Source organism: Streptomyces aurantiacus JA 4570 (assembly GCF_000414115.1).
In the GTDB taxonomy this organism is placed as follows: Bacteria; Actinomycetota; Actinomycetes; order Streptomycetales; family Streptomycetaceae; genus Streptomyces; species Streptomyces aurantiacus_A.
The window spans coordinates 1-12,357 of the sequence record NZ_AOPZ01000086.1; the positions used below are offsets into that span (position 1 = coordinate 1).

The following is a 12,357-nucleotide window of genomic DNA, read 5'->3' on the forward strand; positions in this document are numbered from 1 at the left end:
CCGTCCCGCGCCCCTGCCCGCGCAGGGGCGGCGCGCGCGGCCGCGGCACCGGCCCGCCCCGGGGACCCGCACCCCGCCCCCAGACCACCAGTGCCCCGAACACCACCCCCAGACCACCAGTGCCCTGAACTCGGCAACACCCTGAAGGAGAAGACCAGATGACCACCCCCAGCCTCCGAGCGTCCGTCCCGGGAGGCGCCCGATGAGGGTGCTGCTGATCGGAGCCAACGGATACCTCGGCCGCTTCGTGGCCGACCGGCTGCTCGCCGACCCGGCCGTGCAGCTCACCGCGCTCGGCCGGGGCGACGACTCGGACGTGCGGTTCGACCTCGCGAGCGGCAGCCCCGGCGCGCTCACCCGCTTCCTGGACGCCGTGCACCCGGGCGTCGTCATCAACTGCGCGGGCGCCACCCGCGGCGGCGCCCGCGAACTGACCCGGCACAACACCGTCGCCGTCGCCACCATCTGCGAGGCCCTGCGCCGCAGCGGCTGCGGCGCCCGCCTGGTGCAGCTCGGCTGCGGCGCCGAGTACGGACCGAGCCAGCCAGGATCGTCGACGGCCGAGGACGCCGTGCCCCGCCCCGGCGGCCCGTACGGCGTCAGCAAGCTCGCCGCCACCGAACTCGTCCTCGGCTCCGGCCTCGACGCCGTCGTCCTCAGGGTGTTCTCGCCCGCGGGCCCCGGCACCCCCGCAGGCTCGCCCCTCGGCCGCCTCGCCGAGGCCATGCGGCGCGCCATGCAGTCCGGCGACGGCGAGCTCAAACTCGGCGGACTCGGCGTCCAGCGGGACTTCATCGACGTACGCGACATCGCCCGCGCCGTGCACGCCGCCTCGCTCTCCGCCGCCCAGGGCATCGTCAACATCGGCTCCGGGCGCGCCGTGCGGCTGCGGGACGCGGCGGCCGTGCTCGCGCGCGTCGCGGGCTACGGCGGCGCGCTGCACGAGCTGGACCAGCCCCCGCTCCGGCCCGCCATCGGCCACCCCCGCGCCGACCCGGACCACGCGGGACCGACCGCGTACCCCTACCCCGACGGCTGCGGAAGCTGGCAGCAGGCCGACGTGCGCACCGCGCGCGACCGGCTCGGCTGGCGCCCCCGCATCAACCTCGAAGAGTCCCTGGCCGACATCTGGATGGAGGCGGCATGCCGCATCTGAGCAGCACGGCCACGGGCGTCGCCCAGACCGACGTACGCGTCGGATTCGGCGTCCCCGGCTTCGCCCACCCCCTGCTCGCCCCCACCGAATGGACCGAACTCACCCGCCCCGGCACCCCTTTGCACTGGGTTGTCCTGAATGTCGACAACGGCCCGGGTGACCGGCCCGACCCGCACTGCCTCGACGCCGCGGGACGGCTGCGGAACGCCGGCGTCCGGGTCCTCGGGCAGCTCGACGTGATGTACGGCGCCCGCGGCTTCGGCGAGCTGGTCTCGGACGCCCACCGCTACCTCGACTGGTATCTGGTGGACGGCTTCTTCCTCGGCCGCTGCCCGACCGAACGCGCCGCCCTTCCGGAGGTCACGCGCACGGTGACCACCCTGCGCGCCCTGCTCCGGAACGGGGCCGACGACGGGCACATCGTGTTCGGCCACGGCACCCATCCGTACCCCGGATACGCGGACGCCGCCGACCAGTTGGTGACCTTCGCCGGGCCCTGGACCGACTACCGCTGGTCGCAAGTGGCCGAGTGGACCGCCGACCACCCGCCCGAACGCTTCTGCCACCTCGTCCACGGCATGCCGCTCGGCCACCTCGACGAGGCCCTGCGCGTCGCCCGCTGGCAAGGGGCCTCGACGATCTACTTCACCGACCGCACCGACGCGGGCCGGGCCGCCGACCCCTGGGAGGCGCTGCCCGGCTACTGGGACGAGATCGTCTCGCGTATCGGACCAGGTGTCTCGGAATGAAGATGGCCATGGCAGTGTTACCAGGAGAACAAGCGTCCCCCTCGCCGGCCGCGCCCGGCCCGGGGGACACCGATCGCACTTTCGACCAACGGAGTCCCCGTGTCGCTGCCACCCCTGGTCGAGCCAGCATCTGAGCTCACCGTCGACGAGGTTCGCAGGTACTCCCGCCACCTGATCATTCCCGACGTCGGGATGGACGGGCAGAAGCGGCTGAAGAACGCCAAGGTGCTCTGTGTGGGCGCCGGCGGCCTCGGGTCACCGGCGCTGATGTACCTCGCGGCGGCGGGCGTCGGCACCCTCGGCATCGTGGAGTTCGACGAGGTCGACGAGTCGAACCTGCAGCGCCAGATCATCCACAGCCAGGCCGACATCGGCCGTTCCAAGGCGGAGTCCGCGAAGGACTCGGTCCTCGGCATCAATCCGTACGTGAACGTGGTCCTGCACGAAGAGCGGCTCGAGGCCGACAACGTGATGGACATCTTCGCCCAGTACGACCTGATCGTCGACGGCACCGACAACTTCGCCACGCGCTACCTGGTCAACGACGCGTGCGTGCTCCTGAACAAGCCCTACGTATGGGGCTCGATCTACCGCTTCGACGGCCAGGCGTCGGTGTTCTGGTCCGAGCACGGGCCGTGCTACCGCTGCCTGTACCCGGAGCCCCCGCCGCCCGGCATGGTCCCGTCCTGCGCCGAGGGCGGCGTCCTCGGCGTGCTGTGCGCGTCGATCGGCTCCATCCAGGTCAACGAGGCCATCAAGCTCCTCGCGGGCATCGGCGAGCCGCTCGTCGGCCGCCTGATGATCTACGACGCCCTGGAGATGCAGTACCGCCAGGTCAAGGTCCGCAAGGACCCGAACTGCGCGGTCTGCGGCGAGAACCCCACCGTCACCGAGCTCATCGACTACGAGGCGTTCTGCGGCGTCGTCTCCGAAGAGGCCCAGGAGGCGGCGGCCGGTTCGACGATCACTCCCAAGCAGCTCAAGGAGTGGATCGACGCCGACGAGAAGATCGAGATCATCGACGTCCGCGAGCCGAACGAGTACGAGATCGTCTCCATCCCGGGCGCCAAGCTGATCCCGAAGAACGAGTTCCTCATGGGCGCCGCCCTGGAGACGCTCCCGCAGGACAAGAAGATCGTCCTGCACTGCAAGACGGGTGTCCGCAGTGCGGAAGTCCTCGCCGTGCTCAAGTCCGCGGGCTTCGCGGACGCGGTGCACGTGGGCGGCGGCGTGATCGGGTGGGTCCACCAGGTCGAGCCGGAGAAGCCGGTCTACTAGAGCCGTTCGCGGTCTTCCCGGGCCCCGCTCACCTTCTGGTGGGCGGGGCCTTTCGGCTCTCAGGACTCGCAGACCTTGTTGTCCTGGGGGACCTTGCCGTCCAGCAGATAGTCCTCGATCGTGCCGTCGACGCAGTCGCTGCCGTTGCCGTACGCCCCGTGGCCCTCGCCCTTCCACGTCAGGTGGACGCCGACACCCTTGCCCAGCTCGTCCGCCATCTTCCTGGCGCCCTCGTAGGGCGTCGCCGGATCGCCGGTGTTGCCGACGACGAGGACGGGCGCGGCGCCGGGGGCGCTCACCTCGGGGCTGTCGTGCAGCCCGGCCACCGGCCAGTCGTGGCACCAGCCCGCCGTGTCCCAGGCCATGAACGTGCCGAACAGCGGGGATATCTCGCGGAACCGGTCGAGCCGCGCCTTGGCCTGCTCCGGCGTCGGCCGCTCCTTGCCGTCACGGCAGGAGATCGCGCGCTGCGAGTGGCTCTGGGTGCTGTAACGCCCGGACGCGTCCCGTTCGTTGTACGCGTCGGCCAGCTGCAGCAGGGCCGTGCCGTCGCCCTTCTCCGCATCCTCCAGGGCGTTGGTCAGGGCGGGCCAGGTCTGCTTGCTGTACAGCGTGACCGTTATGCCGGTCGTCGCCAGGGACTCGCTGAGCTTGCGGCCGGGAGTGTCCGTGCGCAGCGGCTCGGCGTCTATGCGGCGCAGCAGGTCGACGATCTTCTTCGTGCCCGTCTTCGGGTCCTGGCCGTTGGCCTTCAGGTAGTTGTCGAGGGCGCGCTGGAAGCCCCGTGCCTGGTTCTCGGCGTGGCCCACCGTGCCCGACGTCGGGTCCACCACCGCGTCCAGCGTGAGGCGGCCGACCTTCTTGGGGAACAAGTGGGCGTACGTACCGCCGAGTTCGGTGCCGTACGAGATGCCGAAGTAGTGCAGCTTCTTGTCGCCGAGGACCTGGCGCATCACGTCCATGTCGCGGGCGGCCTCGGCCGTCGAGACGTGCGGGAGCAGCTTCTTGGCGGCGCGCGCGCAGCCGGCGCCGAAGTCCGCCGCGTCCTTGAAGTACGCCCTCTCCTCGGCCGGGGTGTCCGGCGTGAGGTCGGTGTTCTCCGCGGCCTGGGTCTCCTTGTCGCCGCGGCAGCGCACGCCCTCGCTCGCCGCGACCCCGCGCGGGTCGAAGCTCACCAGGTCGTACCGCTCGCGCAGCTTGCCGTACGAATCCCCGAAGGACGGCAGCATGGAGACGCCGGAGCCGCCCGGGCCGCCGAAGTTGAACAGGAGCGAGCCGATGCGGTCGCCCTTGCCGGTCGACTTGGCGCGGATCAGCGCGATGCCGATCGTCTCGCCGTCCGGCTTTCCGTAGTCGAGCGGGACCTTGAGCGTCGTGCACTGCCACTCGTCGCCCGGCGCCGGATCGCTGCCCGACGCCTCGCAGCGGCCCCAGTCGAGCTTCTGCGTGGTGACGGAGGCGGGCAGGGTGGAGGAGGGGTCGGGCCTCGGCGCCGGATCGGCCCCCGTGGGCGCGGGCCGCTTCCCGTCGGCCTCGTCACCCTTGTCGTCGGACGAGCCACCGCATCCCACGGCGAGCCCGGCCACCAGGACCCCTGCGGTGGCCAGAGCTGCTGACCGTACGAATCGCGGCATGAAGCTTCCCCCCTCGGAAGACAGTCAGGCCATAGTAGGCACGGCCACTGACAGCGGCCCCAGCGAGGCTGGCCGGCGACTCTTGAGCCTGTCCGGCGATTGAGGACGAGGCCGAAGGCCGATCAGGCACAGATCGTGCCCGCTTTGGGCACGGTCCCCTCCAGCAGATAGCCGTCCACGGCACTTCGCACACACTTGTTCTTGCTGTCGTACGCCCCGTGCCCCTGCCCCTTGTACGTCAGCTCGACGCCGACGCCCTCGCCGAGGGCGTCGACCATCTTGCGCGCGCCCTCGTACGGCGTGGCCGGGTCGCCGGTGTTGCCGATGACGAGGACGGGCGCGGCGCCCGGAGCGCTCACGTCCGGGTGGTCGGCGGCGCCCTCGACGGCCCAGTCGGTGCAGTTGACCATGCCCCACGCCAGGTAGTCGCCGAACAGCGGTGATGCCGCACGGAACTCCGGCAGCTTCGACTCGACGTCGTCGGGCGTGTAACGCGGCTTGTCGTCGGCGCAGTTGATAGCGACGTTGGCCGCCTGGATGTTGCTGTACTCGCCGTCCTCGTTGCGTCCGTTCATCGAGTCGGACAGGACCATGAGGATCTTGCCGTCGCCGCCGTAGGCGTCTTCGAGGCCCTGCGTGAGATAGGGCCAGAAGTCCTTGGAGTACAGGGCCTGCGCGATGCCGTTCGTCGCCGCCGTCTGCGTCAGCTCGCGCGGCGGCAGCGCGGGCAGCGGCTTGCTGTCGAGGTCCTTCAGGAGCTTCGCGACGCGGTCCTTGACGTCCTGCTCGCTGCTCCCGACGGGGCAGTCGTCGACCTGCGAGGTGCAGTCCTTGGCGAAGTTGTCGAGCGCGAGCTGGAAGCCCTCGGCCTGCCCCAGTGAGCCCTGCTCGGGCGTCTGGGTGGGGTCGACGACCGCGTCGAAGACCGCGCGGCCCACGTTCTTGGGGAACAAATGGGCGTACACGCCGCCGAGTTCGGTGCCGTACGAGATGCCGAAGTAGTGCAGTTTGTCGTCACCGAGCACCTGCCGCATCAGGTCCATGTCGCGGGCCGCGTCCGTGGTGCGCACATGGGGGAGCACCTTCTTGGAGTTCTTCTCGCACTCCCCGTTGAACGCCGTGACGTTGTCGATGAGCTTCGTCCGCTCCGCGGCGTCGTCGGGCGTCGCGTCCTGCTGGAAGTACGCGTCGAGCTGCTCGGCGTCCTCGCATGTGACGCCCGCGCTGCGGCCGACGCCGCGCGGGTCGAAGCTCACCAGGTCGTAGCGGGTGCGCAGCTTCGCGTAGTCCGAGCCGAAGGCGGGCAGCGTGGTGATGCCGGAGCCGCCGGGGCCGCCGAAGTTGAAGACGAGGGAGCCGATGCGCTTGTTCTCGGCGCCGCTCGCCTTCGCGCGGATCAGCGCGATGTCCACGGTGTCGCCCTTGGGCTCGTCCCAGTCCAGCGGCGCCTTCATGGTGGCGCACTGCCACTCGGCGCCGCCGGGCAGCGGTGAGGGCGCCTGGCCGCCGCCCTCCGCCGCCGACGGGGCCGGGCAGTCCTTCCAGCTCAGCTTCTGGTCCGGCGATGCCTCGTCCGAGGAGTCGGAGCCGGAGTCCCCGCACGCCGTGAGCGCGGCGGTCAGCAGGACGGCGGTGGCGGACAGGGCCTTGACGCGCGGCGGCAGCATGGGCATGGCTCCATCCTGCGGCGGAGTCCGTCAAGGCGCCCCTACAACAGCCCCTTACGGGTGAGGTGGTTGAAGAACAGCCATCCGGGGAGCACCGGCAGCCACAGCGTGAGCAGCCGGTAGAGCAGCACCGCCGGCGCCGCCACGTCCTTCGGTACGCCCACCGCGATCAGGCCGACCGTCAGCGTCGCCTCGACCGCCCCGATGCCGCCCGGTGTGGGCGCCGCCGAGCCCAGCGCGTTGCCCGCGAGGAAGACCACCGCGACGCTGGCGAGGCTCACCGTGCCCATCTCCTGGCTCGCGAACGCCCGCACCGAGGCGTCCAGGCACAGCACGAACAGGAACGTCAGGAGCAGCATGCCGCCGATGCCGGTGAGCAGCTTCTGCGGGCGCTGCAGGACGTCGAGCATGCGCGGCACGACACCGGCGAACAGCGACCGCACGCGCGTGACGACGAACTTCCGCAGGAACGGGATCGCGGTCACCACAAGGACGAGGACCGCGACGGTCAGCAGGCCCGCGATGACCGTGCGGGACGGCGTCAGCGTCGGCGTCTTCTGCGTGCCGGTGACGTACCCGAAGACCAGCAGCAGCAGGATGTGCGAGCCGAGGCCGAAGAGCTGGGAGGCGCCGACGCTCGCCACCGCGAGCCCCGAGCGCACCCCCGAACGCTGCAGGAAGCGCGTGTTCAGCGCCACGCCGCCCACCGCGGCGGGCGCCACGATCTTCACGAACGACCCTGCGACCTGCGCCGACACCGCCCGCAGGAACGGCACCCGCTCCGGCACGAAGCCCAGCAGGCTCATCGCGGCGGCGAAGTAGCTCAGCGCCGAGAACGCCATGGCCGCGGCGACCCAGCCCCATTCGGCCTCTCCGAAGATGGTGCCGAAGTCGACGTGCGTGAGCTGCGACAGCAGGAAGTACGCACCGAAGGCGCCGGCGATGAAGCTGATCAGCGTGCGTGGCCTGATGCGTTCCAGCTGGGCCGGTTCCACGGGGGCCGTCGGCCGGATGAGCAGCACCTGGTGGCGGATCTGGGTGAGCAGATCCTCCTCGCGGGCCTGCTCCAGGGCTTCGTCTATGGCCTGCTTCTCGGCCTGTTTCTGCGCCTTCTCCGCCTGCGGGGCCTTGCGGGCGGCGGTCGCGCCCGTCTCCTCGGAGACGTCGTCGCCCTCGCCCTCTCTGCGCGTGAGCCTGGCCTTGCGGGACGCCTCGAGGACGGCCTCGCGCTCCCGCTCGGCGCGCTCACGGGCCCGCTTGCGCAGCGTCCCGCGCGTGGAGCGGGTCAGCGCGATCGGCTGGAGCAGCGGCAGACAGTCCGCCACGGCGTCCGGGCCGAGGACGTCGACGGCCGTGGCGACCGCGCGCTCGGCGCCGGCGCGCAGCCCGAAGGCGGTCAGGAGCTGGGCGATGTCCATGCGCAGGACGAGGTCGCCGGCCGCGATCTCGCCGCCGCGCAGATCGGTCAGGATGACGGTGCCGGAACGATCCACCAGGATCGCGTCGCCGGCCAGCCTGCGATGGGCGATGCGGCGCGACTGCAGCGCCTTGACCTGGCGCCAGGTGTCGCGCAGGAGGTCGTCGGTGAGGGCCGTGTCCGGCAGCGAGTCCAGGGAGCGGCCGCCGGTGTGCTCGTACACGAGGATCACGGCGTCCGGGCCGAGCTCGGAGGTGGCGATCAGCTTGGGCGCGTTGGCGCCCGCCGCGATCGCCGCGTACGCGAGCAGGGCCTCCTGCTCCAGGGCCTGGCGCAGCGACTGGAGGCTGCGGCGCTGGGTGATGCCGCGCAGCGTGAGGCGGCGCCACACGCGGTAGAAGAAGCCCTGCGCCTGTTGTTCGCGGTCGATGACCGTGACGTCCAGGGGCGGGCCGTCCTCCAGCGTCACGAAGTAGCGCCGGCCGCGGTTGTCCTGGTCGGGGGCGTCGCCGGAGTCCTCGCGGGCCGCGCCCACCGGGCGGAAGCCGACGTGCCTGAGGCCGGCGAGCAGCGTCTGGCCGGTGGGCTGCACGTTCGGCGAGCCGACCGCGTACAGCGTGCCGTACGCCACGGTCCAGCCGATGAGCACCGTCAGGATGATCGAGAACGGCGTCGTGTTGCCCGAGACCAGCATCGTGAAGGCTTCGAGCAGCAGCACCACGAGCAGCACGACGCGCCAGCGGGGCCTGCGGGACATGCCCACGGCGGTCATGTACGCGATGACCGGCGCGAGGTAGCCGTGCACCGGGTCCGTGAGGGAGCTGATGTCCCCCGGGGAGGGCTGGGTGAGCGCGTCCTGGATGGACTCCGGGGCGGCCTTGGCCACCCACAGGTCGGTGGCCAGGGTCACGCCGTGCGCGAGGACGGCCGCGAGGACGCCGTCGGCGATGCGCAGCCCGTCCCGCTTGATCAGACGCTCGATCGCGAACGCCACGGGGACGAGCAGCACGCCGATGCTCGCGGTGAGCCCCGCCAGCTTCATCAGCAGGTCCGGGGGCTCGCCCGTGCCCGCGTTGATGTCCTGCTCCAGGCCCGACGTGGTGCCGTGCGCGAACGCGGAGATCGCGAGCAGCACGGCGATCGCCAGGATGCCGACGAGCAGCCGCATGAGGTCGGAGGGGCGGTGCACGCGCGCGGGGAGGAGGGGTTCGTCGCCCTCCACACGCTCGGAGTGCGCGTCTTCGTCGGCGCAGTCGGGGAGGTGGTCGGGGGTGTTCGGTGTGGGGTGGGCGGCGTCCGGATCGAGGTGGTCGGTGTCCGGGACGGAGTGGTCGGTGTCCGGGCCGGAGCGGTTTTCGGCCGTTTCCGGTTGCTGCGGCTGGTCGTCGTGCGACGTGCCGTGGGGCTTGTCGTTCGGCGTCTCGTCGGACTTCAGGACGTGCTCACCGGTGTCGGGGCGTGCCGTGTCCGCAGGGGTGCCCGCCTTCTTGTCGGAATGCACGCCCTGCTGCTCCGTCGCCTCTTCTTGATCTCGTATCACCAGTCACCGCCCGCACGATGGTGGCATGCCCCGCTGACAACGGGGGGCATCAGGGGGCAATCCGGGGGCGCGAAACGGTCACGATTTGCCACTTCGGCCCCTGTTGCCTGCACCGTCGCACGCTCTGTCGCGGGGCCGTCACCGTGTCGGTGCCATGCGGCAGGATGGTCCGGATGAGCGAGGAGAGGCGATCGAAAGCGGAGCTGCGGGAGCACGAGGCGGCGCTGCCGGAGTACGAAGCGGAGCTGCCGGAGTACGCGGAGCGTGTCCTGGATGTGGCGGAACGCATCCCTCCGGGCCGCGTGATGACGTACGGGGACATCGCGGAGTGGCTGGAGGAGGGCGGCCCGCGCCAGGTCGGCCGCGTGATGGCGCTCTATGGCGCCGCGGTGCCGTGGTGGCGCGTGGTGCGCTCGGACGGCGTGCTGCTGCCGGGCCACGAGCTGCGTGCCCTGGAGGCGTACCGCGCGGAGGGCACCCCGCTGCGGGAGGCGGGCCGCACGGCCGAGCGGAGCATGCCGCGGCTGGACATGCGCAGGGCGCGCTGGGACGGCGGCACGGCGGACGTGGCTCCGGAGGCTCACACCTGACACCTTCCGCCATGCACGGGACCGGCGGCCACAGGACCCACGGCGGACCGGTGGCCCGTACGGGGGAAGCCACGCGCCCCGCTCATTCGCTGGCGTAGCGTCGACAGCACGCATTCACACTCACCCCGCAGCTGTCGCACAGCCGCACCTCGACCAGTACACCCACCAGGACCGGCGATCCACGTGAGCTCCACTTCATCCGTTCGGCACGCCCGGCACCCGTCGCACCCGCAGGTACGACAGGGGAACCCGGGTGCCTATCGACTGGTGCGTACCCCGCCGGTCCCTGCGGATCCCCCTCACCTGGACGCACAACAGCGCGCCGTGGTTGACCACGCGGGCGGTCCGATGCTCGTTCTCGCAGGTCCGGGCACCGGCAAGACCACCACCCTGGTGGAGGCGGTGGCCGCGCGGGTGGCCAAGGGGACGGATCCCGAGCGGGTCCTTGTGCTCACGTTCAGCCGCAGGGCCGCCGTCGAGCTGCGCGACCGGATGGCGCACCGCATAGGCGCCGCCGACGCCCCGCAGGCGACCACGTTCCACTCGTTCTGCTACGCCCTCGTCCGCGCCCACCAGGACGCCGACCTCTTCGTGGAACCCCTGCGGCTGCTGTCGGGACCCGAGCAGGACGTGGCGGTACGCGAACTCCTCGCCGGCCAGACCGACCTCGCGCGGGAGGGCCTCGCGCGGGTGCGCTGGCCGGACGAGCTGCGTGCCTGCCTCACCACGCGCGGCTTCGCCGACGAGGTGCGCGCCGTGCTCGCGCGCAGCCGCGAACTGGGCCTCGGCCCGGCGGCCCTGGACGCCTTCGCCCGGCGCGGCGGCCGCCCCGACTGGGGCGCGGCGGCGGCGTTCCTCGCCGAGTACCTGGACGTGCTCGACATGCAGGGCGTCCTCGACTACGCGGAGCTGGTGCACCGCGCGGTGCTGCTCGCCCGCCGCCCCGAGGTCGCCCGCGCGCTGGCGGCCCAGTACGACGCGGTGTTCGTCGACGAGTACCAGGACACCGATCCCTCCCAGGTGCGCCTCCTGCACGCCCTTGCGGGCGGCGGCCGTGACCTCGTCGCCTTCGGAGACCCCGATCAGTCGATCTACGCCTTCCGGGGCGCCGACGTGAACGGCATCCTCCAGTTCCCGGCGGACTTCCCGCGCGCGGACGGCACGCCCGCGCCCGTCGAGGTCCTGACGACGTCCCGGAGGTCGGGGGCGCGGCTCCTGGCGGCCACCCGCCTGATCACCACGCGGCTGCCGCTCACCCGGCTGCCATCGGAGAAGGTCCGCGCCCACCGGGAGCTGACGGCCGCCAGGGACGGCGGCCGTGTCGACGTCCGTACGTACCCGACGGCAGGCACCGAGCTCGACAACATCGCGGACATCCTGCGCCGCGCGCACCTGGAGGACGGCATCCCCTGGAGCGAGATGGCCGTCCTCGTCCGCGCGGGCGCCCGGACCATCCCGTCCGTCCGCCGCAGCCTCACCGCGGCGGGCGTCCCCCTGGACATAGACGGCGACGACATCCCCCTGCGCCACGAGCCCGCGGTGACGGCCCTGCTGACGGCACTGCGGGCGGTGGCGAGGGCGGAGTCGGGAGAGGGCGCGGGGGAGCCGGGGCTTCTGGACGAGTCGGCGGCGCCGGGCAGGCCGGGGTCCGCGGAGGTGGTGTCTACGGAGGCGGCACCTACCGAGGGGGCGTCTACGGAGGCGGCGTCCGGCGAGCCGTCGTCTACGGAGGGGCGGTCTGCCGGGCCGTCGTCCCCGGAGGCAGCGTCCGACGAGCTGTCGTCTCTGGAGCCGGAGCCGGAGCCGGAGCCGGAGGCGGCGGTGGCTGGCGAACCGTCGGCGCCGGGGCCGGACGCGGCGTCCAGCGAACCGTCGTCCCCGGAGCCGCCGTCCGACGACCCCCGCGAACCCGCACGCACCGAACTCGCACGCACCGAACCCGCACGCACGGAACCCGCGCCCGTCACCCCCGCCTGGCTCGACACCGAGACCGCCCTCGCCCTCCTCACCTCGCCCCTCGCGAGCATGGACGCCGCCGACCTGCGGCGCCTCGGCCGGGCCCTGCGGGAGGAGGAGCGGGCCGGGGGCAACCATCTGCCGCCGCCGTCCGACGTGTTGCTGGCCCGCGCGCTCGCCGAGCCGGAGCGGCTGACCACGCACGACCCCTCGTACGCGAAGGGCGCCCAGCGCCTCGGCGAACTGCTGAGCCGGGCCAGGAAGCGGCTCGCGGACGGCGGCACCGCCGAGCAGGCGCTGTGGGACCTGTGGGACGGCACGCCGTGGCCGCGCCGCCTGGAGCGCACCGCGCGGCGCGGCGGCGCGGCGG

Annotated in this window: 8 protein-coding genes; 5 read left to right on the forward strand and 3 right to left on the reverse strand. The window is 72.2% G+C overall.

From position 1 onward, the window contains the following. The first annotated feature begins 202 nt into the window (after positions 1–202). From STRAU_RS11735 to moeZ, 3 genes are all read left to right on the forward strand, one after another. Positions 203–1,156: an NAD-dependent epimerase/dehydratase family protein gene (locus STRAU_RS11735; RefSeq protein WP_016640510.1), complete on the forward strand. Its 954-nt coding sequence runs from the start codon at positions 203–205 to the stop codon at positions 1,154–1,156. After that, complete coding sequence (locus tag STRAU_RS11740; protein ID WP_016640511.1) at positions 1,144–1,905, forward strand: spherulation-specific family 4 protein; 762 nt, start codon at positions 1,144–1,146, stop codon at positions 1,903–1,905. Before STRAU_RS11735 ends, STRAU_RS11740 begins: the two co-directional genes overlap by 13 nt. A gap of 99 nt (positions 1,906–2,004) precedes the next feature. After that, complete coding sequence (gene moeZ, locus STRAU_RS11745) at positions 2,005–3,183, forward strand: adenylyltransferase/sulfurtransferase MoeZ (protein WP_016640512.1); 1,179 nt, start codon at positions 2,005–2,007, stop codon at positions 3,181–3,183. Positions 3,184–3,242: 59 nt separating this feature from the next. On the opposite strand, the gene STRAU_RS11750 is transcribed toward moeZ, so the two are convergent. From STRAU_RS11750 to STRAU_RS11760, 3 genes are all read right to left on the reverse strand, one after another. Next, on the reverse strand, positions 3,243–4,817 hold the full coding sequence (locus STRAU_RS11750; RefSeq protein WP_016640513.1) for an alpha/beta hydrolase: 1,575 nt from the start codon (positions 4,815–4,817) through the stop codon (positions 3,243–3,245). Positions 4,818–4,939: 122 nt separating this feature from the next. Beyond that, entirely contained in the window at positions 4,940–6,490 is a 1,551-nt protein-coding gene (locus STRAU_RS11755; RefSeq protein WP_037658796.1) for an alpha/beta hydrolase, read from the reverse strand. A 35-nt stretch (positions 6,491–6,525) separates the two neighbouring features. Further along, positions 6,526–9,441, reverse strand: coding sequence for a lysylphosphatidylglycerol synthase transmembrane domain-containing protein (locus STRAU_RS11760; RefSeq protein WP_016640515.1), 2,916 nt, complete (start codon positions 9,439–9,441; stop codon positions 6,526–6,528). A 173-nt stretch (positions 9,442–9,614) separates the two neighbouring features. On the opposite strand from STRAU_RS11760, the gene STRAU_RS11765 reads away from it, so the two are divergent. Both STRAU_RS11765 and STRAU_RS40140 read left to right on the forward strand, forming a co-directional pair. Next, positions 9,615–10,031, forward strand: coding sequence for an MGMT family protein (locus tag STRAU_RS11765; RefSeq protein WP_037658798.1), 417 nt, complete (start codon positions 9,615–9,617; stop codon positions 10,029–10,031). Positions 10,032–10,379: 348 nt separating this feature from the next. Beyond that, the coding region (locus STRAU_RS40140) for a UvrD-helicase domain-containing protein (RefSeq protein ID WP_397892063.1) at positions 10,380–12,357 on the forward strand (1,978 nt) is incomplete at its 3' end.